At 68.1% G+C, this 20413-nt stretch carries 24 protein-coding genes and 2 pseudogenes; 11 read left to right on the forward strand and 15 right to left on the reverse strand.

Annotated elements, in window-relative coordinates:
- The 3 genes from QQM39_RS00185 to QQM39_RS00195 form a co-directional block, all read right to left on the reverse strand.
- Positions 1 to 1239, reverse strand: a complete 1239-nt coding sequence (locus QQM39_RS00185; protein WP_301994520.1) for an IS701 family transposase — start codon at positions 1237 to 1239, stop codon at positions 1 to 3.
- Positions 1240 to 1368: 129 nt separating this feature from the next.
- Positions 1369 to 1992 (reverse strand): hypothetical protein, encoded by a 624-nt coding sequence (locus tag QQM39_RS00190; RefSeq protein ID WP_301994521.1) that lies wholly within the window; start codon positions 1990 to 1992, stop codon positions 1369 to 1371.
- Positions 1993 to 2170: 178 nt separating this feature from the next.
- The gene (locus tag QQM39_RS00195) at positions 2171 to 2431 is read right to left on the reverse strand and encodes a hypothetical protein (RefSeq protein ID WP_301994522.1); all 261 of its coding nucleotides are present in this window, start codon (positions 2429 to 2431) and stop codon (positions 2171 to 2173) included.
- Between the two features lie 212 nt (positions 2432 to 2643).
- Here QQM39_RS00195 and QQM39_RS00200 point away from each other — a divergent pair, with 212 nt between their 5' ends.
- From QQM39_RS00200 to QQM39_RS00215, 4 genes are all read left to right on the forward strand, one after another.
- Positions 2644 to 3186 (forward strand): hypothetical protein, encoded by a 543-nt coding sequence (locus QQM39_RS00200; RefSeq protein ID WP_301994523.1) that lies wholly within the window; start codon positions 2644 to 2646, stop codon positions 3184 to 3186.
- A 25-nt stretch (positions 3187 to 3211) separates the two neighbouring features.
- Complete coding sequence (locus QQM39_RS00205) at positions 3212 to 3664, forward strand: hypothetical protein (protein ID WP_301994524.1); 453 nt, start codon at positions 3212 to 3214, stop codon at positions 3662 to 3664.
- Between the two features lie 34 nt (positions 3665 to 3698).
- Complete coding sequence (locus QQM39_RS00210; RefSeq protein ID WP_301994525.1) at positions 3699 to 4262, forward strand: hypothetical protein; 564 nt, start codon at positions 3699 to 3701, stop codon at positions 4260 to 4262.
- Positions 4263 to 4342: 80 nt separating this feature from the next.
- Positions 4343 to 4486 carry a hypothetical protein gene (locus tag QQM39_RS00215; protein WP_301994526.1) on the forward strand — a complete coding sequence of 48 codons (144 nt, stop codon included), beginning with the start codon at positions 4343 to 4345 and terminating at the stop codon, positions 4484 to 4486.
- 598 nt (positions 4487 to 5084) lie between these two features.
- Here QQM39_RS00215 and QQM39_RS00220 read toward each other — a convergent pair.
- The gene (locus QQM39_RS00220) at positions 5085 to 5663 is read right to left on the reverse strand and encodes a hypothetical protein (RefSeq protein ID WP_301994527.1); all 579 of its coding nucleotides are present in this window, start codon (positions 5661 to 5663) and stop codon (positions 5085 to 5087) included.
- Positions 5664 to 6561: 898 nt separating this feature from the next.
- On the opposite strand from QQM39_RS00220, the gene QQM39_RS00225 reads away from it, so the two are divergent.
- Positions 6562 to 7155 carry a thermonuclease family protein gene (locus QQM39_RS00225; protein ID WP_301994528.1) on the forward strand — a complete coding sequence of 198 codons (594 nt, stop codon included), beginning with the start codon at positions 6562 to 6564 and terminating at the stop codon, positions 7153 to 7155.
- Positions 7156 to 7418: 263 nt separating this feature from the next.
- On the opposite strand, the gene QQM39_RS00230 is transcribed toward QQM39_RS00225, so the two are convergent.
- On the reverse strand, positions 7419 to 7817 hold the full coding sequence (locus QQM39_RS00230; RefSeq protein ID WP_301994529.1) for an excalibur calcium-binding protein: 399 nt from the start codon (positions 7815 to 7817) through the stop codon (positions 7419 to 7421).
- A 1021-nt stretch (positions 7818 to 8838) separates the two neighbouring features.
- Between QQM39_RS00230 and QQM39_RS00235 the strand changes: the two are divergent.
- Together QQM39_RS00235 and QQM39_RS00240 are read left to right on the forward strand one after the other, a co-directional pair.
- Positions 8839 to 9141: pseudogene (locus QQM39_RS00235) on the forward strand (GNAT family N-acetyltransferase); the annotation flags it as partial.
- A 157-nt stretch (positions 9142 to 9298) separates the two neighbouring features.
- Positions 9299 to 9835, forward strand: coding sequence for a hypothetical protein (locus tag QQM39_RS00240; protein WP_301994530.1), 537 nt, complete (start codon positions 9299 to 9301; stop codon positions 9833 to 9835).
- Positions 9836 to 9960: 125 nt separating this feature from the next.
- Here QQM39_RS00240 and QQM39_RS00245 read toward each other — a convergent pair.
- Both QQM39_RS00245 and QQM39_RS00250 read right to left on the reverse strand, forming a co-directional pair.
- Positions 9961 to 10137, reverse strand: a pseudogene (locus tag QQM39_RS00245) (IS5/IS1182 family transposase); the annotation flags it as partial.
- Between the two features lie 102 nt (positions 10138 to 10239).
- On the reverse strand, positions 10240 to 10650 hold the full coding sequence (locus tag QQM39_RS00250; protein WP_301994531.1) for a GNAT family N-acetyltransferase: 411 nt from the start codon (positions 10648 to 10650) through the stop codon (positions 10240 to 10242).
- Between the two features lie 165 nt (positions 10651 to 10815).
- Here QQM39_RS00250 and QQM39_RS00255 point away from each other — a divergent pair, with 165 nt between their 5' ends.
- Positions 10816 to 11571 (forward strand): class I SAM-dependent methyltransferase, encoded by a 756-nt coding sequence (locus QQM39_RS00255; protein ID WP_301994532.1) that lies wholly within the window; start codon positions 10816 to 10818, stop codon positions 11569 to 11571.
- On the opposite strand, the gene QQM39_RS00260 is transcribed toward QQM39_RS00255, so the two are convergent.
- Genes QQM39_RS00260 through QQM39_RS00270 form a run of 3 tightly spaced genes read right to left on the reverse strand, consistent with a single transcriptional unit; the run spans position 11562 to position 13864 of the window.
- A complete protein-coding gene (locus QQM39_RS00260; RefSeq protein WP_367668837.1) occupies positions 11562 to 12503 on the reverse strand; it encodes an IS5 family transposase in 942 nt (313 codons plus the stop codon). The genes QQM39_RS00255 and QQM39_RS00260 overlap by 10 nt on opposite strands.
- A complete protein-coding gene (locus QQM39_RS00265) occupies positions 12437 to 12850 on the reverse strand; it encodes a hypothetical protein (protein WP_301994533.1) in 414 nt (137 codons plus the stop codon). Before QQM39_RS00265 ends, QQM39_RS00260 begins: the two co-directional genes overlap by 67 nt.
- 3 nt (positions 12851 to 12853) lie before the next feature.
- Positions 12854 to 13864, reverse strand: coding sequence for a DUF6192 family protein (locus QQM39_RS00270; protein ID WP_301994534.1), 1011 nt, complete (start codon positions 13862 to 13864; stop codon positions 12854 to 12856).
- A gap of 593 nt (positions 13865 to 14457) precedes the next feature.
- On the opposite strand from QQM39_RS00270, the gene QQM39_RS00275 reads away from it, so the two are divergent.
- Complete coding sequence (locus QQM39_RS00275) at positions 14458 to 14895, forward strand: hypothetical protein (RefSeq protein ID WP_301994535.1); 438 nt, start codon at positions 14458 to 14460, stop codon at positions 14893 to 14895.
- 129 nt (positions 14896 to 15024) lie between these two features.
- Here QQM39_RS00275 and QQM39_RS00280 read toward each other — a convergent pair whose 3' ends face one another.
- Entirely contained in the window at positions 15025 to 16260 is a 1236-nt protein-coding gene (locus QQM39_RS00280; protein WP_301994536.1) for an IS701 family transposase, read from the reverse strand.
- Positions 16261 to 16413: 153 nt separating this feature from the next.
- Between QQM39_RS00280 and QQM39_RS00285 the strand changes: the two genes are divergently transcribed.
- Entirely contained in the window at positions 16414 to 17040 is a 627-nt protein-coding gene (locus QQM39_RS00285; protein WP_301994537.1) for a maleylpyruvate isomerase N-terminal domain-containing protein, read from the forward strand.
- A gap of 386 nt (positions 17041 to 17426) precedes the next feature.
- Here QQM39_RS00285 and QQM39_RS00290 read toward each other — a convergent pair whose 3' ends face one another.
- Both QQM39_RS00290 and QQM39_RS00295 read right to left on the reverse strand, forming a co-directional pair.
- On the reverse strand, positions 17427 to 18347 hold the full coding sequence (locus tag QQM39_RS00290) for a Rieske 2Fe-2S domain-containing protein (protein WP_301994538.1): 921 nt from the start codon (positions 18345 to 18347) through the stop codon (positions 17427 to 17429).
- Between the two features lie 4 nt (positions 18348 to 18351).
- Positions 18352 to 18507: a hypothetical protein gene (locus tag QQM39_RS00295; RefSeq protein WP_301994539.1), complete on the reverse strand. Its 156-nt coding sequence runs from the start codon at positions 18505 to 18507 to the stop codon at positions 18352 to 18354.
- A 148-nt stretch (positions 18508 to 18655) separates the two neighbouring features.
- On the opposite strand from QQM39_RS00295, the gene QQM39_RS00300 reads away from it, so the two are divergent.
- Positions 18656 to 18838 (forward strand): hypothetical protein, encoded by a 183-nt coding sequence (locus QQM39_RS00300; RefSeq protein WP_301994540.1) that lies wholly within the window; start codon positions 18656 to 18658, stop codon positions 18836 to 18838.
- Between the two features lie 320 nt (positions 18839 to 19158).
- Here QQM39_RS00300 and QQM39_RS00305 read toward each other — a convergent pair whose 3' ends face one another.
- Both QQM39_RS00305 and QQM39_RS00310 read right to left on the reverse strand, forming a co-directional pair.
- The gene (locus QQM39_RS00305; RefSeq protein WP_301994541.1) at positions 19159 to 20055 is read right to left on the reverse strand and encodes a hypothetical protein; all 897 of its coding nucleotides are present in this window, start codon (positions 20053 to 20055) and stop codon (positions 19159 to 19161) included.
- Positions 20052 to 20408 carry a hypothetical protein gene (locus QQM39_RS00310; protein ID WP_301994542.1) on the reverse strand — a complete coding sequence of 119 codons (357 nt, stop codon included), beginning with the start codon at positions 20406 to 20408 and terminating at the stop codon, positions 20052 to 20054. Before QQM39_RS00310 ends, QQM39_RS00305 begins: the two co-directional genes overlap by 4 nt.
- Positions 20409 to 20413 lie beyond the last annotated feature (5 nt).

Consider the following 20413-nt stretch of genomic DNA (forward strand, 5'->3'; position numbering starts at 1 on the left):
TCATGTCTGGGTTGCAGCCTGTCGCCGGTAGTGGCTGTTCTTGGCCCGGGCCTGGTGCCGGCGCCTCCAGTCGGACCAGCTCAGCCGGTGGGCTGCATCGCTGAAGGGCCGGACGACGAGGGTGATGAACAGGCGCTGGATCTCGTTGCAGGTCAGCGGGATCAGGTCGTCCGGCCTGGGGCGGTGTGCGTGTTCATCGGCGCGGACGACGGCGAGGAAGGCATGGGCCAGCATGGCGAGGGTGACCCAGCGGGCCCAGGAGGGGTAGCGGCGGACCTGGTGCTCGTCCAGCCCGGCCAGCCCCTTCTGGCTCTGGAAGGTCTCCTCCACCCGCCATCTGGAACCTGCGACTTTGACCAGGGTGGCCAGGGATGTTGGTGTGGTGGAGTGACAGCGGTAGTACGCGAGTTCGCCGGTGGTGCGGTTGCGGCGGATCAGTAGCTGGTGGTGGCCCGGTGCCGTCTCGGCGAGGTCGATGACGTCCCAGTCGTAGAACCGCTGCCCCTTCGCGCCGCGTCCGGCCGAGAGCTTCTGCCAGGCTCTCTTCGGCACCTTCTTCGCCAGGGCATCAGCGCGGAACGGGCCCGCGCTGGTGGGTAGTTCGGCTGAGCAGGCGACCGCCAGGACGTAGCCGATGCCACGTTCCTCCAGAGCAGCCCGCAGTTTCGGGTTGCCGCCGTAGACCTCGTCACCGGTGACCCAGCCGACGCGGTGGCCGGCGTCCCAGAATCGTTCGATCATCGTGCGGGCCAGTTCTGGCTTGGTCGCGAAGACGGTGTCCTCGCCGAGCCCCGCGGCCCGGCAGCGGTCAGGGTCGCACGTCCAGGATCGCGGGATGTACAGCTCCCGGTCCACCGCCGCGTGTCCCCGCTCGCCCGCGTAGACGAGGTAGACGGCGACCTGGGAATTCTCGATCCGCCCTGCCGTGCCCGTGTACTGCCGCTGCACTCCGACGGTATGGGTGCCCTTCTTCACGTCGCCGGTCTCGTCGACGACCAGCACCGCGGCCTCGTCGTGGAGGTGCTCGACGACGTATTCGCGCACGTCGTCGCGGACGGCATCGGCATCCCAAGCGGCCTGGCACAGCAGATGCTGCATGCCGTGCGGGTCGGCCTCCCCGGCCCACTCCGCGATCGTCCAGCAGTTCTTGCGCGGCAGGTCCGACAGCAGCCCCAGCACCAACCACCCTGCCCGCAGGCGGGGTTCGACCCGGGCGAACCGGCCCGCGATCCGACCCATGGCCACCTCGAACGCCTCCCGCCATCGGGCGGGATCTATCCTGTGACCTCCGGCCACCGTCTCATCGTCAGTCCACACAACTCACGATGATCAACGGTGGTCGCACCCGTCTCCGCACCGGCCCGGGAGTCACCGGTGGTTGGAGCCGAATCTGTCGTCGATGTCCGGGATCCAGAAGCAGATCTCCAACGTCTTCAGGCGGTCCCAGTGCCGCACACGCCGCCCATGTCTGATTGCGGCAGTCAGGCTCACGAGTAGCAGTGCCGCACAGCCTCCTGCCAGCACACGATCGGGTCCCGCGACGAGCTCGATCACTACGACGACGAGCGCGAACACCAGGGCGAGGGCCGAGTTCCGTAGCATCAACGCGAGGCCCTGCAGCCGAGTGATCTCGCCCGCTGCCTCCTTGTCGTGGAGTTCCACCGCAGCCAACAGCAGAGACACATCAGCGCGGACGAAGGCTCGGTCCCGGGCCTCGGGCACTCTGGCAACAAAGTCAAGGCGAGCGTCATCGAGACTCCAGTTCCAGCGCGGTGCCACCTTGTCCAAGAGGGCGCTCAGAGGATAGGCGAGATGCCCCAGCAGGTAACTGGCAACAGCGGCTCCGACCACCTGCAGCACTGACGGTGCCGAGGCCAGACTCGCGAGATCGATGATGTTCAAGCGTGCGAGCACGTAAATGATCAAGGACAGATGCAGCGCTCCAGGTATCCCGTAGGTGAACAGATCGAAGATGCCTACAGCAAAGGTCACGATGCTCCCCCGGACTCGCCAAGGCTCCTGACTCTAGTGCGTAGAGGCCGGGCATGGTTTTGACGAGTCCAGAGCTTCCCTGCCTGGCCGTGATGCCGTAGCGCCGCGAGCATCGCTGCCAAGCCGACGTGGGGTGGCTTGCTCCATGCCGATGGCAAGCAAACGTGAAGATCACGATCTACAGCTGGAGTACTAGCGCACCGCACGGGCGATGGGACGAGCCCCGGAAAGTGATCTTACCGATATCCTCAAGGGGTTCGAGTCCACGCAGGCAGATGCTGACGGCGAACGTCATACCGAAGCCAGCGCCGCCATGGATACACATCACGGCCCGCGCGGCGACCGCGTCGCAGATGTTCTCCCCGGCGGTGAGCAGGGCACGGGTGGTAACCACGGACGCATCGGACAGGTCGACGTACTGGTAGATGGCCGCGGTCACGAGGCATCTTCCGTCTTCAGCGGCCTACGCAGTCGATCCGGGCGGGCCGTCGGCGGCCTCGTCTGCCAGACTGCTCGGGTGATCGTCCTTCCAGGGCACCCCAACGACGTCGGCGCAGGCGAGGCGGCCGCGACTCGGAGGGAGAACAGGGCCGACACCGGGGTGACGAGCGCGCGGGACCCCTCCCGGGGACCCGCGTATAGAACGGCCCCATGACCACATCGGAAACATCGGCCCGCCGCCGTACGGGCTGGCTGTCTGCGGCGCGCGGCGCGGCGGGGACCGCCTGCGCCCTCCTGGCCCTCGCCGCCGCGCTGACCGGCTGCGGCTCCGACTCGGGCGGCGACGCGGGGGCGCCCGCGCCAGCCGCACCGTCGCGTTCGGCCGAACCGTCGACCGCCTCGCCCACGCCCACGAAGCCCTCTTCATCGCCGTCGCCGACCGCGGTGAAGCCGATGAAGCCGTCAACCCCGGCCGAGCTGCGGGCCTGTGCAGACGGAAGCTGCACGGTCGTCGTGACGAAGGGCACCGAGATCCCGCGCGCCGCCGGCCTTAGGGCGGGACCGTTCACAGTGAGCGCCGTCGGTGCCGAGGGCGTGGACCTGACCTCGGTCGACGCGAGCGGATTCACCTCCAACCTGCTCGGGCAACGCCCCGACCAGGGCGGACCCTCCACCGTCAACGAGCTGTCGATCGCCGTTCTCGCCATCGTGGAGGACACCGCGAAGCTGCGGCTCTTCCCGGCGGAGCACTAGTTTTCGCACGCGTCTTCGAGGAGGAATGGCCATGGGGCAGGTACGCGAGGGTGCACGGTTGGGGACTTGGGCCGTCGGCGGGGTCATCGGCCTGGCGGTGTTGTACGTGATCGGGGTGTTCGCCTTCGGCGGCGCGGGGTGGATCACTGCCCCGTTCCGCGGTGAGGCGGACAAGCGCGAGAACACCGTCGGCTCGGGCGAGTTCCGTCAGACCACATACGAGGAGTTCTTCGATCTGTGCGAGGCCGTGCAGAACGCCGAAGGGACGATCCAGGCGCTCCGGGAGGAGCGGAAGACCGCTTCGCAGACTCGTACGACGCAGATCGACCAGTCGATCACCGCGCTGAAGGCCACGCGGATCGAGTCGGTCAACGCCTACAACTCGAAGGCCGCCCAGGAGCACCGCGCGCCCTTCCGTGACAAGGATCTGCCGTACCGGCTGGATACCACCGCCGAGCGCACGACGTGCACCAACTGATCCCCATCTCATCCCGGGAAGAGGGCAGCACCCCATGAAGAAGTTCGCACGCACGGCCCTGACCACCGTCGTCGCGCTCGTTGTGGGCCTTGCCCTGACGTCCTGCACCGACTCCAGCCAGGACAAGGAGAACAAGGCCAAGCAGGAGAACTACGACCACCTCGTGGCCCAGCAGCCGGCGGGCCGCATGGAGTACTCGCCGACCCGCGAAGCGATCAACCAGTGGATCAAGACATGGGGGAAGCGGGGCAAACTCTCGTACGTCTACATCCAGAACGCCAACGGCGAGTACGGGTACTTCATCATGAAGGGCCTGCCGGTGCCGCGCTGCAAGATGCTCACTCCGACGGAGAAGGCGGAGTCCTCCTCCCACGGCGTCGCGGTCCTCGCACAGCCCGGCATGGACGGCACGTACACGTCGGGTTCCACCTGCAATGCCTACTACGGTTTCGACGCCACGACGGATGCGTACATGGAGTTCACGGTCGGCACGAACCAGTCGTTCTTCCTGTTCGACAAACCCATGACGATGCCGGAGTACGCCAGCGCCAAGCAGTTGGGGCCGACCTCGGTCAAGGACGTCGAGAAGCAACCCTGAGCCGGCGGGGCCGGTTGGAAGACCGCCAACTGCCGGAGGTCCCAGAGCCGACGGCCCGGCCCGGCCAACCGGTGGATCTGATGGCCGCGCAGCAGCAGTCCGTGGACAAGGCCCGAGCCGCGCGCGGCGAGGACGATGCGAACCTCCCCGAACTGCCGGCGACGGCAACGAAGGCCACGGCCCGGAAGACCGCGAGGAAGTCGCCTGCCAAGAAGGCTCCCTAGATAAAGCCCCGGCACAGCGTGTAGGGCCTCGGACACTGCTGGCACGCCGCGCGGTACGTCGAGGACGTGTCGCGCGTCTCGGCGACACGTACCGCAGACAGCCCCGGCATCTGGCCGGCCCACTGCTCGTAAAGCCCAGACGGCGAAGAGTTGGGCGGTCGGCCGCTCTCCGACGATCTCATTCAGATCCCGTCCGCGCAGCTGCTCTTCGGCCCACTGCTGGAGTGTGGACTCGTGCTCCGCTGCCGAGTGAACCCCGACCAAGATCGCGCTGGTGAACGCCGGGCCAACCAACACCGATATCCAGATGCCTCTGGGCTGATGCAACGAACGCCGTCTCTGCGGATTCCAAAGCGTTGCAGGCGCTCCGATAAGCCGTGATCACATCTCGGTCGTCGAGAGCACTGCTCTCATGAAACACGGCAATGTTCGGGTGATCAGTCATCACAGCCTCCACTAGCCCCCGCGAACGTAACCGCAAGCCAGCACGACAGCCGCAGACACACCGGGTTGGCCGGCCCTTGGCTACCCACTTGGGACCCACCGGGGCCACAGCGATCTCCGACGCCTTCGCTCCACCGACTAGGCGTGTCGCCTACTACAACCGACCTTGCCACCCTGAACTCGCGGCTTCGGTCAGGGCAGGTACTGGCGGGTCTCTGCCCGGGCGAGCACCGAATCCCGTATCCGGGCCGGCTTGCAGGTAGCAGACGAGCCGATCCAGATGTGCCGTCAGGTTCTTGTGCCGCCGTAGCTCGCCGATCTGCTCGACCGCGAGATCGCGCCAGTGATCGGCGAGAGCACGGGCCTCAGCAGGAGTGAGGGAAAGCGCGGCGACGGTGTCGGCCGCCAGTGTCTCGGGGCTCCAGTCCTCGTCCTCGTTTTCCGGACCCAGGTGATCGATCATCCACATCCGCAGCATGAAGTTCTGCCGAGCCGTCCGTGCCCGATCCCACAAGCCGTCGCAGGGCAGACGCTGGTTGGCCCGCAACGACAGCTTGGCCCACTGCTGGCGGGCTTCGCGGGGTTGGTCGGCGCGATAGGCATGACCCAGCGCAACGACGCGTACCGCCTCAAGCTGCTGGCCTTGGGCGTCCGAGGCGAACGACTGAAGGCGTTCGCTCGTCCATGTGCTGAGGTCCCGGCCTGGGTCTTCATGATTGGCGTCGACGTTCAAGAGTCCTCGCTTCTCTGAACTGGCGCCGACGGGTGCGGATCACGTCCCAGACGATTGCGGCGGTCAGCGCGCGCAGGGCGTCATCGTATGGGTGACGGTCGAACTGGAACGGACCGAATGCCGTGCAGTCGCGGGTCTTGCGATGGGGTTGCTTGAAGGAGTCCCAGATCACGAGGTCGCTCTGGTGGACCGTCCGAGGAAGTGGTCCCGCACGGACGGGCGGAGTGCCAGCGGTGGGCGGTTCGACCTGTGTCCCGGCCGTCCGCTCGGAGCGTGATCGTTCCACGCTGTTTCGGGGTGCCCCACAGGGTGCGTCCCCCGACCAGGGCCTGTTTGGTGTCGACCCATGCGGCCACGGTGCCGGCGGGCGGCTGGGCAGTGACCGTGCCGCACGGCCAGGGCGACGAGGGATTTCGCGGTAGGTGAGGACACTGCCGGGCTGGTAGTCGACTTAGAAGGTGACCAGGGTGGATCGGCGCCGCACGATCCATGAGCGGGTCCCTGGCTGCAGTGGCAGGACTGCAGATCGTCCACTGTGCGGGCGGTTCGGATGGGGGTGTAATGGAGGAGCAAATACACCCTCCCTTGGAGGGCGGTATGAGCCCACCAACTCCTCCAAAGCCGGACGCCTGGCGTCGTCGGCGCCGGCTGCGCCGTGAGCGGGCGCCCAGACGCTTCAAGCACCCCTGGATCGCCGCGGCCCTGCTCCTTTGCGGCCTCCTTCTTGGCCTCGGCGGCTTGGGAGCCCTCCTGGGGGAAGACCAGCAGTCCACCTCAGATCCGCCGCCCGGAGAGATATATCCGACGGCACCACGCCCCGCGCTCATCACAGCCGCAGGAAACGCGCGATGATCCAGCGACGCCGACCACGAGACCATCGAGGACACCACAGCCGGGCGTGGTGGTGCTCCGCGTCATCGACGGCGACACCATCGAGGTGCGCGGCAGCGGACAGGTCGTCCCGGAGGGCAGCGTGGCCCGCGTGCGGCTCCTGGAGATCGACGCCCCGGAGCGGGGCGCCTGCTTCGCCGACGACGCGACCGCCCGCACTGCCGCACTGCTGCCGCCCGGCAGCAGCGCACGCGCCGAACGCGACACGGAACTCACCGATCGCTACGACCGCTACCTGCTGTACGTGTGGAACGAGCAGGGCGTCTTCGTCAACGAATCCCTTGTCCGAAGCGGGCACGCCAAGGCGGTCCTCTACCCTCCGAATGACAAGTACTGGACCAGGATCTCGGGTGCCGAGGACACTGCCCGCCAGGCTGGTGCCGGTTTGTGGAGCACGTGCTCCGATGCATCGAGCACGCCTACCGCTCCCTCCGACATACCTGCCCCCGACACCCCAACCCGCCCGAACCTGCCGGACGGCCCTCCCGCCGGTGTTCCCGACGTGGACTGCTCCGATCTGTCCGGCCCGGTCTGGGTCGGCCCCAATGACCCACACCGGCTCGACGCGGACGGTGACGGCATCGGTTGCGATGCCAGTTGAACAACGCCGGCCTCGGCAGGAAAGCGCATGACCAAGTCGGCTGTTCCCCGCGCCGGTACACGCCCCCGCGCGCCGTGTGGCAAAGCTCGACGAGAGGAGCACGCCGTCCGCACAGGAGGTACGGGGCAGCCTTGGCCGCCCTTGCCCGCCCGGCTCACGAACTCGGCGGTGATCAGCCCCTCGCCGAACGGGAGAGCCGACCGACACCGACGGGAAAGAGTCGCGTCCGCGCATCAGACACGGCCCAAGCACGCGACGTCCATTCAGGACCGGCGGCGAGCCCTCAACACGTAGCCGCCGACAGCGAAGGCACTGGCTGTCAGGCCCACGCCGAGTGTGATGGCCCAGCCGGACGTTCCCACGCTGGAGGCGCCTCCAACCCCGCCCCTCACTCCACGCGTTGGGGTTGCAGCAGGAGTCACGGTTCCCGCGGCAGCGGCAGTGCCGCGGCGTGGCAGCGCCTCGCAGGCGATCTGGTCGTCGGGCCCCTGGTCCTCGTCGAGCCGATGAGGATCGCTGGGATCCTGGTTGAAGAATGCCTGCGCATCTTCCTGGAAAGCGAAGTCGCGGCAGTCGAGGTCCTGGGCATGAGCAACACCAGACAAAGGGGCGATCCACGCGACCGCGGCAACTATGCCGGTGACAGCGGTACGGCTGCGCATGAGCTTCTCCTCCCGGCCGAAGTGGACGGTCAGCTCCGACCCTAGGACCAGCCCACCGTCGCAGCCCGAGACAGTAGGCCAAACGACTGAACGACTGAACGACTGACAGTGAGGATTCGCCATGGCATCGTTCCAAGTCTTCAGCCCGCCGCCACGCCGTCGGCGGCGGGGGCGCGGCGGCGCCGACGCGCAACACCGGTGAGCGCGGCCCGGTCCCCAGCTGCGTCCGCGGCGCCCATCGCGCCCATCCCGGTCCCTCAACTAGCTCCAGACCGTGGGCGCGATCGCAAGGCGACACCGTGACCAGCCGACCGGCAGCCGCTTTCACCTCATAAGGCACCATGTCGCGGTAGACGTTGCGGGAAGTGAGTCGCAGGCAATCAGAGACTGCCGCCGGACCAGTCCCAGCGGGCCGTATCCCGGGCCGGGGGGCGACAACGCCCGCGCGCCGGAGCCGGCCGCCGCGACTCCCGCCGCATCCGGGGCTGCTCCGCACCGCATTCCGCGGGCCAGGCCGGGAAACAGGCTATGGCAGGCGCGGCGCGGGCCAGGCCGGCTTCCACCGCCAGGACGTCCACGTGTCGGCGTCCGCGAACGGACCGGAGGGTTCCTCGACCATCGCGAGGACCCAGGCGCGGGCGTCGTCGACGGCCTGGTGCTCGGTGTCGCTGATGATGCCGAGCCGTCGCAGGTGGGCGTACTCGTCTTCGTCCTTCCACGTGAGGCGGCTGAGGCCGGGGTGACGGCCAGGGCCACGGTGAGGTCGAAGGTGTCGAAGCCGTCCGGCGTACGGCGGGTCGGATGTTCGAAGTTCACGTACAAGTTGCGCATCCCGGCACTCGTGTAGAAGGCGTTGATGCTGAACCACGCGGTCGGCGGCTTCCACAGCAGCAGCTCGGTCTCCTGCCACAGCGCGGGAGCCACCTCCCACTCCCCCGTCGCCAGTCGCGTCGAACACCTCGGTACGCACCGACCGGTCGCCGTCGGCACAGGGGTTCCCCGGTCTTCGTGGGGATCCCGCATGGCGATCGTGTTGGGCAGACCTGGAGTCGCCGGGTTGAGTGAGGCTGTGGGTGTGCTGCGGGAGTGGCAGTACGAAGGGGCGCCGATGCAACCGCACCCTGGGGACCTGGGCTGGTTCTGGCGGTTCGGTGCAGGGGCGACGGCGCCTCGGACCTGGAGCCGGGACGGACAGATCCTCGCCGTCGGGCTGCTGGACGCTCCCCAGCTGTTGCGGCTGACGATCGCGCCGGACACCCAGCGGGACGAGGAGCTGGCGCAGCAGCTGATCGAGGACCTGACCGAGCCGGAGCACGGCGTACTGAGTAGGTGTTTCTCTTCCCGCTCGTAGTGGTGCATCAGAGCGGAGTCGACACACGGTCACGCGGTGGAGCTCAACGGGGCTGCGCTGCGGGACTGTAGGGGAGATTCCTCAAGGAAATCGGGCTGCGCTCGGGCGGGCTGACGGGCAGCATGGCGGGATGCCGGATCTGTTGTGGGATGACGTCAAGAACTTCTTCGATCCTGATTTGATGGGTGCTCTGCCTGACGTGTGCGTGCCGGAGTCGTCGGTCACCGACTGGGAGGCCGTGTTCGACCTGGTCCGGTCGAGCGGATGGACGTGGGAGTACTCGGAGGGCGGCGTCACCGGGTCGCTGCCGTCTGCTGCCGAGGTGCTGTCACGTCCCGCTGATGCGGACTTCGCTGATCTGCGGGTCTGGCCGGTCCCGGATGTGTTGGCGATCTTCTATCCGATGTCCGCCGACGAGATCGACTTTGACGTCGACTTCCGCGAGCTGCAGGGCCAGGACGGGGTGGACATCCTGTGCGACTTCCTGGGGGCGATCGGCCGTCGGCTGGGCAAGCCGGTGGTCATGACCGGCGGAGGCGACTACGGGAATCCCGTGCTCGGGTTCGACCCCACGGCCGACCGTGTGGTGCTGCTGGCCGATCCTCAGCTGATCGAGCTGATCGAGTTGGTCGGCCCGGCCACGGGCGGTGCCGGCTCAGATGAATGACGCGCGCGGCGAGAACCACCGAGCCGAGCATGGGTTACCCACATTGATCACTTTCGTGGCCGGTTGACTCCCCGTCGCGTGGCGCAGGCAGGGAGATCCAGCTGGCCGCCGACAAGCAGCTGGGCTCAGCTCGTGTCCGCGGTCCTTTCGGACCAGTCGTGGCGCGGGTCTTTGCGGGTCAGTCGCCTCGTCATGAGACTGATGAATGCCCAGTCCAAGTGGGCTTCGCTGTGCTGGGGCAGCCGCTCGTAGTCCCGGCAGTTGCGGCGGGCGTTCATGATCCAGTCGATCGACCGTTCGACCGACACATCCGATGAACTCGTGCGTACCGCTTCACGTCACGGGTAACGGGGTGCATCCGCCCCGTCTACGGTCGGCAGAGGTAGAACAGCTCGGGGTCGCCCTCATCGAGGCCGTGGAGAAGGCCGACCGGGCTCCAACCGGCTCGTTGAAGCAGTCGCTGCATCGGCTGGTTGGAGACGTTGGTCGAGGTGAAGAGCTTGGGGGTTCGTGCACGAGGCAGCCACGGCGTTCAGCAACCGATGACCAACGCCTCTGCCGCGGGCCGATGGGGCCACCATCAGCATGGTGACGAGGCCCTGTTCGAAGAACGTGTACTCAACCACGCAGTAGCCAAGCAGGCCAGACGCGTCCTCCGCTACGACCACCAAGCCCTGCTGGCACCACTTTCGGATGCTCGCCTGCCGCCCTACGTCACCTTCGACCGCGACCGCGTCGATCACAACCAGCGCGTCCGATTCTGACTCACTCGCGCGGCGCACAACGAACTCGCCGAGGTCCACTGAATCGTCCATGAGCTCATGCTGTCAGTTCGCTCCAGAAGCCGTCCTCCCCCGGTCGTCTATCGCGGACCAGGCCGTAAGAGGTCGCGCGGATAGATGGCCGCTGGGGCGGCGTTGAGGGCGTGTACTCCAGCTAGGCTCAGAAGATCACCGGTTCCAGACCGCTATGAGGGATCCATGGCCGTGACCTACTTGATGCTCGCGCGGCTACCTGAAGGGGGCTTGGGCGCCTTCGATGCTTATGAGAGCGCTGTCCTGCCCCTCCTTGCCGAGCATGGAGGGCGTCTTGAGCGCCGACTGCGCACTCTGGACGATCAGGTCGAGGCTCACCTCATAACCTTTCCCAGCAGCGAGGATCTCGCTGCCTTCCGGGCGGATCCCCGGCGTTCTGCCGCTGCACCACTGCTGGAGTCGTCTGGGGCAGCGGTCGAACTGCTCGCGGTGCGCGACGTTTGGATGTGGCGCGGACGAGGGCGCGGTCATGGTCGGCGGTTCGAGCGTTCGTCCCGAATGCGTCGACGACGGTGGCGCGCCGCTCGTAGCAGCGGGCGAGCCGGTAAGGCGTTTCCTGCCGGCCCTTACGACGTCATCACATGCGTCGCCACGATCCACCACCTGCCGTTCACCCAGGCGCTCACCCGTTTCCGCCGTCATCTGGCTCCGGGAGGGACCCTGGTGATCGTCGGCCTGTCTCGCGCCCAGACCCCTGTGGACCACCTGCTCGGTGTTGTCGCCATTCCGGCCAACGCTGCCATGGGCTGGCTCAAGAACAAGGGTCGCCCCTCGCAGCGGCCCGTCTCCATGACGGCCCCCACTCGCTCAGCGGACATGACCTTTGACGACATCATCCGTGAAGCCAGAGACGTCCTCCCTGGCGCACGGCTGCGACGACGGTTGTTCTGGCGCTATACGCTTGTATGGAATCAGCCCTGAGTGGCCCGTGACTTCCTCGACCAAGTGTCGGTGCGGGGGCTCTTGCGGGTGAGGCGTCGGGTCATCGTGGTGATGAGTGCCCAGTTCAGGTGTGCTTCGGAGTGCTGGGGCAGCCGTTCGTAGTCGCGTGCGTTCATGCACCAGCCGATCGTGCGCTCGACTTTCCAGCGGCGGGGTAGCACGACGAAGCCCTTGACCCCTTTGGGTCGGGAGACGATGCGCAGGGTGAGCCAGAGACGCTCGCGGGCCCAGTCCACGAGTTCGCCGGCGTAGCCGCGGTCGGCCCAGACCTGGGTGATCTGCGGCTGAGTAAGGCGCAGGCGCCAGAACACGTCGCGGGCGGCGTCGCGGTCCTGGAGATCGGCGGGCGTCACCGTGATCATCACCGGCAGGCCGAGCGTGTCCACGGTGATATGTCGCTTGCGCCCGTTGATCTTCTTCGCGGCGTCGTAACCGCGGCTGTTGCGGCCGACGGTGGAGGCTCCCTTGACCGACTGGGAGTCGACGATCAGGGTCACGGGATGGGGGCAGCGGCCCTTGCCGGTACGGATCCTCCGGCGGAGCTGGTCACGTATGTAGGTGACGACCCCGGCCCGGTTCCACCGCCAGAAGAACCCGTAAACCGTCTCCCACGGAGGGAAATCCGCAGGCAGGGCCCTCCACTTCGCGCCGTTGTCGACGATGTAGCGGATGCCGTCGACGATCTCCCGCCGGGGCCACTTCTCCGGATGCCCGCCGCTCTTGGTCTGGCAGGCCGGGGTGGGTAGCAGGGGTTCCAGAAGGGCCCATTCGGCGACGGAGGTGTCGGACGGGTAGCGGCGGCGACGGGTGGCAGCGGGCTCGGCAGGGTGATCGGCGGCGAGGGCTATTTGGAGAGCTGGGCGAGGCTGGCGCGGACGCCGGTGAGCTGGGCGGTGGCGAGCTGGGCCCATTCGTCGTCGGGGTAGCGGGCCAGGTGCGGATCGAGCGTGCCCGTGATCATCCGGGTGAGGCGGCCGAGGATCTGCCGGAACTGCCGCTTGTCGTATTCGATCCAGTCCGCGGGGTCGTCGGAGAACATGAACCCGTCGCGGCGGGTCCATGTGATCGGCGTCAGGTTCTCCGCGGCGACGACGTCGCGGACGTGCCGGATGCCGCGGCCGATCTGCGAGCGGGTCAGGCGGGTGGCGGCCATGAGCTGGTAGGTGTGCTGGCCGGCGGGGCGTGCTTCCATCAGGGCGACGCGGACGAGGTCGCCGTAGTGCTCGGCCAGGGGCCGGGCCTCCCGGTGTCGCGGCATGGCCTACTCGCCTTTGAGTAGCTGGACCAGCTGCTCGTCCAGGGTGAACTCGCCGTTGTCGAGGGCTCCTTCGAGCCAGTCCGCCGCGGCGAGGACCCGCCCGATCTGCCGCCTCACGGTCTCGCGCTCGTCCTCCGTGAACTCCCGCCCGCGCAGCTGTGGGACCAGGCGGCCGAGGGTGGCCACGAAGCCGTGGCAGGAGCCGACCAGGTCGAGGTACTCGATGGTGTGCTCGATCGCGCGGACGGCCGGGGTGCGTTCCCGGATCCGGTCACGGGTCTCGTGGGAGTTGTCGAACTGGGCGCGGTTGACGAGCATCCGGGTGGTGTCGTCCCGCATCGTTTTCCGGGCGATGTCTGGACGGCGCAGCAGGCTGGTGGTGACCTCCTGGGCGACGGTTTCGTCCCTGGTCAGCTCGGTGACGACCCGCACCTTCTCGGCTGGGGTGACGTGCTCGGTCACTGCGGGCCGCTTCAGCAGGTCGGTGGCGACCTGGGCGGCGACCTCGTCGTCCCGGGTCAGGTCGGCCACGGCCTGGACCTTCTCATCCACCGTGACCGGCCGGTCGACGCGCTGGCCGACGACCCGCTTCGCGCCGTCCGGCGTCCACTGCCTCGCTCCGGTGCGCGGGTTGAACGGCGCGTCCTCGATCGCCGCCCACCGCTCGTCATCGACCACGACCGACGCCAGGATGCGGTGAACCGTGAACGACACACCCTCCTTGCGCCGCTCCTTCGGCCACCGGTTGGCGGTGTAACGCCAGTCCTCCACCGTCCGGCGCTCGACGCCGATATCGTCCACGAACATCTGCAACGACTCCGTCACCGTGAACAGGTCATCCGTGCCGTTCGGCATCGACCCGCCCACCAACCTCATCGGCTCGACCTCCAACGCCATGTCACCCAGGGCGAACTGCGCCCTCGCGACCTGCGCGATCAGTTCCTTCGCCTGGGTGACGAGCTGTTCGTAATGCTGCCGGGTGACGTTCCCGATCCGGTCGGCCACGTCGGTCATGAAGACCACCGCCCCCGCCCGGGCCCGGCCACCACGACGTGACCGGTCAAAAGGGGCGCCAGCCCCGGGTCACCATCCACCGTGACGCGGACGCGACAGGCCGGGGCAGAGCGTGAACCAGGGGCGCTCGAAGCACCGAGTAGACGCTCCCAACTTCCCTGCAAAACAAGGCATGTTCAAGATGCTCGCGAGCCGTTCGGCTACGGCGTTTCCGTAACGCCGTTCCGCGACGCCCGCCGCTGACGACAGGCCCGCACCCGGCAACGATCCGAGCAGTACACCGCCGCCCTCGACCGCTCTACTCCCACCGTCCACGACCGCCCGCAGACCGGGCACTCAACTTGCTTCCCGCGCTGTATCGCGGCCACCCGTTGCCGGGCCCGCTGAAGCCTCCGCCACTGCCGTGACCTGCACCGACCCGAGCAGAACACCGCCTCCGCCGCCATCGTCTGCGCCAGCGGATCACCGCACTCCCGGCAGTACCGCCGAGCCGTCTCACCAGCCCCCACACTCAGATCATCCAGCCGCACGCACCTCACGGCCAGGGATCAAAAACACCTACTGAGAGAGGGGAAGGCGTACGTCGAGGCCCCGTGGGCGCACTGGTCCAAGATCTGCTGTTCCAGGACGGCCGGCACACCGATGAGCCGTGGACGCCGCTGCGCCGCGACCTCACGGAGCCGGTGGAGGACCGAGGCGTGCGGATCGAGGTGATCGGGTCGGAGCAGGCGCACGTGCGGACCGCCGTACAGCGGGCCTCGCTCGAAAGGTCGACGTTCACGGCCGAGCACTGGCGCGCGATGGCGGCCGGACTGCCGTACGCCGACGCCCGGTGTCTGGTCGCGTACGACGAGCAGGGCAACGCGGTAGCGGCGGTGACGGTGTGGTCGGCCGGTCCGGGGAAGCCCGGGTTGCTCGAGCCGATGGGCGTGGGGGGGCCGGGAACATCGCGGTCACGGCTACGGCAGGCGATCACCATCGCCGGCTTCCAGCAGCTCCCAGAGGTCCGGGACCGACGCCGTGTCGCCTAGTAGTGCTTCGTTAGGTTGTGGGCTGTCTGTGGCTGCTCCGAGGGCTGGGCAGGGGGCGTCCGCAGGTGGTGCAGGTACCGGTCCAGCACCTCAGCAGGTCCTGAAGAACGTCGAGGACCTGGTAGAGGGTCAGGCCGGTGTGTGGACTTTTGGGTCGAGCCGCCTGAGGGTGAGGAATGCCTGGGCGGCGGTGACGAGGGTGACGTGGTGGTGCCAGCCGCGCCAGGTGCGGCCCTCGAAGTGGTCCAGTCCGAGGCCATGCTTGAGCTCGCGGTAATCGTGCTCGATCCGCCAGCGCATCTTGGCCCACCGCACCAGGTCAGCGGCCGGTGTGGCGGCAGGCAGGTTCGATATCCAGTAGTCCGTCGGAGCGTCCTGGCCGTCCGGCCATTCGACGAGGAGTGTCTGGACGGGCAGGACGCCGTCCCACCGGTTGCGGCCGCCGTCCGCCTCCTGCGCTGCGGCCAGGGACTGCTTGCCCGCGGGCCGCACTGTCAGCACCGCGAACCGCGAAGTCATCGCGCCTTTGCTGCCCTGCCTCCAGGTCACCTCGGTGAACCGCTCCGCACCCGCCTCCCCGGCGAGGACGCAGACGGCTCGCGGTGGGGTGCGGTAGCGGGCAAGGGTGGGCGGTCCGAGCCCGCCATACGCAGGCTGGTGCGGCTCAGCATCCTCCGGGTGGGCGACTTCCTTCCCGTTCAGGGCCAGGACATAGGACAGCCCTCGCTCCTGGAGACCGAGCCGGAAGGGGGTGCTGACGCCGTAGCCGGCGTCGGCGACCACGACCGGCGCCTTCAACTGCCACTGGGCGAGTGTGTCCAGGAGACCGAGCGCGAGACGCCACTTCTCCCGGTGCACCACGTCGTCGGGGACTCCTGCCCTGCGGCATCGGTCCGGCTCGTCCGTCCACTCACGCGGCAGATACAACTGCCACTCCAACGGGCACGAGGCAGTGTCGGTGGCGGCATGGACACTGACCGCGACCTGGCAGTTCGCCCGCTTGCCGACCGCTCCGCAGTACTGGCGGGCCACCCCGACCGACGCCTTGCCGCACTTGGGGAACGAGACATCGTCGATCACCCACACCTCGGGCCTGACAACTCCGGACAGCCGCTCGGCGATCCGCTGCCTGACCGGCAGCGGATCCCACGGCGACTGGTTCACGAACTGCTGCAGGGCCTGCATGTTCCCGTCCGGCAGACGCTCGGCCATCGGCTGGATCGACTTGCGCCGGCCGTCGAGCATCAGGCCCCGCAGATAACACTCGCCCCACCGCCGCTGATCCCGCCGCGGAAACGACCCGAACACATCGGCAACGAACTCCGCCAACTCGCCCCGGAGCCGTTCCACTTCCCCCAACCTCACTCCGGGAAGCTGCCCACGATCAGCCGAGATCACTCAACGTAACGAAGCACTACTAGGGTCTGTCCGGCGGATCAGGCGCGGAGCCTGATGGAGGAGCTGCGGCGATCTCGGGCAGCGGATGGCACCGCAAAGGCCAGACGCTAGCCTGCCGGTGTGATCTCCGCATTCCTCGACACCGCCGAGGTCGCGTCTGGGCTGCTGCGTCCGCCGGTGCTGGCCGAACGTTGGGAGCGGCCGAGCGCGCTGGCCCAGTTTCGGATCAGCGGCCTGGCTGGGCATCTGGCCCGTGCGGTCTTCAACGTCGAGCGCTGGTTGGCCGAGCCGCCCCAGGCGGGCGGGCTCCCGATCGATGCGGTCGTGTACTTCGTGGCCGGCTCCGGCCCGGCGCCGGATCTGGATGATGCGGTGCCGCGTCGGATCCGCGAGGTGGGCGAGCAGGAGGCGGCCGGTGGACCAGCCGCTCTGGCCGAGGAGTTTGACGCCGCTCGCGCCCGGCTCACAGCGCAGCTGCCGACCATGCCGCTTGGCCGGCCTGTCGGCGTGTTCGCCCTCGTACTGCCACTCGACCAGTGTCTGCTCGCTCGCCTCGTGGAACTTGTGGTCCACCTCGACGACCTGGCCGTCAGCCTGGAGGCACCCACGCCGTCGGTGCCCGCTGAGGCCACCGACGCGGTCACCGCCTGCCTCACCCGCATCGCTGTGGCTCGTCGCGGCTTCCTTCCGGTGATGCGCACCCTGGCCCGCCGCGAACGCGCCACCGATCCGATCACGGCGTTTTAGCGCCGGTCCGGGGTCATGGGCGAAGCCAGAGCCGGATCGCAAGTGCCCTGTTCGGGGACCGGCCTTACAGGTATCCGATGGGTTGTGAGGCACGTTGGTCACGTCCGGCAGCAGCCCACTTCGGTTCGAGTGAACCGAAGTTGAGCGGGGAGGGAGGCCGGACCTTGTTCCGGCCGAAACGACGTTCCAAATCGGACAGCACGTGGCGGCCACGCAGTCAGCGACGTACCGCAGCACGGGGTGCCGGTAAGAACCCCTGTCACCAGCCGCAAACGGCTGGTATGACCGTCCCGGCCAAAAGGAACACCCCGCCGGACGATCGCATCGGCGCCAGCAATAACCGTATGCACGTCCTCACCTGAACCAGGACCCCACGGGTCCGGCCGTCACGGCGTGTAGAAGGTGGCGGCCCATCGCCGGAACTCCAGGATCGGCCCATCCTCGGCGGCGATCCTCGGGTACAAGGGGTGGATCTGGTCGTGCCAGATCGGGAAGTCCCGCTGCAGGTCACGGCTCAGGTAGCGCAGGAGGCCCCGGTCGATGGCGCCTCGCGCGACCGGAACGTTCGTGGACAGCATCGTCCACAGCCCCATTCGGTAGGTGACCGTCGGCGTGGACAGAACCAGGACCCGCACCCGCAGCCCGAGCTTCGGCGCGCGGACGTCAGCGACGAGGATCCCCAGCCCATACAGCTCGAACCGGTTCTCGAACAGCACATCACCGAGCAGGGGAACCCGCTTGCGCGTGACATGCTCGAACGTCATCCGGTGCCCGTCCGCCGACAGACACTCGATGCCGCGATGAACGGAGAAGCCGTGCACGACGAGCAGACGCCCGGAATCGAGGCCGTGTACGTGCTCCGGACGATCACTCAGTGATTCCAACCTGACGGCATAGGGCGAGAAGCCCGGCCGCGACAGGTCGGGCGGCTCCCACTCAGGCGGCCGGCCCTCAGCATGCCACCACGCCATGATCACGCCGTTCGTCTCCGCCACCTCGAACATGCCGAGCCGGGCCCACGGCGGCTGACCGCCATGCCTGGAGGCCACACAGTTCCCGCCCTGGTCGAATGAGAACTGGTGGTGCGGGCAGCACACCAGCAACTCGCCCTCCACCTTCCCATCGCGCCCCAGTTCGGCGCACACATGCTGCGCCCGCGCCACGGCGACCGCGCCCCCCTCGGTCCGCCAGATGACGATGGCCTGATCCATGAAAAACCAGCTCCGGACCATCCCCGGCTTCACAGAATCGCTGAAGCCGACCGCGAACCATCCGTTCGGATACGCCCCCCACCTCCTACGGGTCACGCCGTCACCCTTCCCGTCCGACCGTGAGCAGATCGTCCGCGTACGCGCGGTCGGACCCGTCCACCCGGTAGCGGCCCGAAGCTATCCCCCAGTCAGGGTTCCCCCGAATCCAGTCCCGCATCCCGTCGACGAGCCGGAACACCGCCTCGCGCTCCGTCATCCTCGGCACCTCATACCCGCACGAGTGGCGGCACTCCGGCTCACGCATCTCGCGAGGGCGGGGCGGGCCTGCTGACCGTTTGCGGCTGGTGACACGGTTCTTACCGGCACCCCAGCACCCAGTTGGCGCTTCGACCCCTAGATAAGTGATGGAACCTGCGGAACAGACTGTCTCGGTCGCCTACAGGCTCCACCTCGCCCGGCTCACCGGATCCGAAGCCGAGGCCAACGCCTTCGCCCTCGCCCTCGCCCACGCCCACGACTACGACTACGACTACGACGTCATCTACCGGCCTTCGCCGGCACCCGCGTTCCGGTGCCGGTCGTCCTGAAGAAACGCGCCGGCAGCGTGGTGGCCCCCGACGCGCGTTCCCCGAAAGAACCGGCACTCTTGAATATGCTCTGAGGCCCCGTCAGCACGAGACCGAGAAATCCCGCTCACGCATCTGCTCGGCCCCTGGCTGCCGGCCGGCGCCCACCGAGTCGATTTCGACGTCGTCGAAGGTATGCTCCCCGGTTCCGACGGCCCCGGCCTCCCTGCTCATCGCCTGCGGTGGAAACCTGGGTGCCGAAGCTGTGGATGAAGGTCCAGCCGTCCCTGACATACCGGATGAACACCGATTCAGGGATGAAGAGGTGAGAGTGCGTCGGATTACTGGTGGGCCGGATCGGCTGATGGTTGGTGTTTCTGGAACGCCTCGGTCATCTGCGCGCCGATCTCCGGGGTCAGCCGACCCGTCAGCTCGAACCCGAGTTGATGGGCGACGTCACGGCTGTGCATGTCGACCGAGGACTCCACGAGGTCCGCGTACACATCGACCGAGCGGCGGATCCGCCGTGGCGATACCAACAACAGCCAAAGGCCTGGCACGAGCGCAGGCCACCAGTACGCGCCGACGACCAGGTAGGCCAGGCTCCACACCGGCGTGCGGGCGGCTGCGGCACACCGCTCCTGGATCTGCGTCACCTCCACCCGTGCCGCGTCGGGCAGCACCAGCCACAGCCGCGGCCACGTGGTGGTCAGGTCGAGGCCGGTGCCGCGGCGGACGCGGTCGGCGACGGCACGTAGCCGGTCGCCCGCCCACGTCGGGCAGTTCGGCTCGGTCTCGGAGATCGCGTCGCGGCGCAGCACGGCGCGACGCGCCCTGGCCCTGGCCTGGCGGTTGTCCGGGTCGGCCAGCACCGCCCTGATCGCGGTGTCCGCCTTCGCCTTTGCCCGGTGCCAGCGGCGGTAGCGCAGCGCGGTGAACGGCCTGCCGAGGCCCGTGCCCGTCGCTCCCCAGGAGCCGATCACGACATCGCCCAACGCCGTCACCGTGAGCCCCACCGCGGCGGTCGCGGCGAGGAACCCCGCCGCGGTCCACACCAGAGCCGGCCCCGTGGACACCGCCATCACCCGCGTCCGCAGCAGCGCGATGTCGAGTGCCTGCGAGGGGCCGAGTACGACCGCCGCCACCACGACGGCCACGAACACTGCGGCGGGAAGAGCGAGTACGGCGGCCCAGCGACCTGCGAGGTTCTTGCCGAGCTCCGTGAGGAAGGCGTTCACAGCTCGACCCTGATCTCGCGGAACGGCTGCCCGGTGAGACGGCACGACGGCTGCTTGTCGGTCGCCTCGCGCGGGCAAGCTCCGGTCGGGCATTTCCATGCCGTGACGACCACGTTCCGTGGTCCCGGCCACCTGGCGAAGCCGCGGTACGCCCGTGTCAGGTTGTCGATGCCGTGCTCGGCGAAGGCGCTGTCGAGCAGGTCGAGGTCGGCTTCGGGCACCTCGCCCAGAGAAGCCGCCGCGACGACTCTGGCCAGCACCTCCGCCACGCCGTACCGCGCGGCGCGTTCCGCCAACGCCTCTCCCGCCTGCTCGCAGAGGGCTCCGACACGCGGGCCAGTCGCTGGTGCCATGCCGA

The sequence above is a fragment of the Streptomyces sp. DT2A-34 genome (genome assembly GCF_030499515.1).
In the GTDB taxonomy this organism is placed as follows: Bacteria; Actinomycetota; Actinomycetes; order Streptomycetales; family Streptomycetaceae; genus Streptomyces.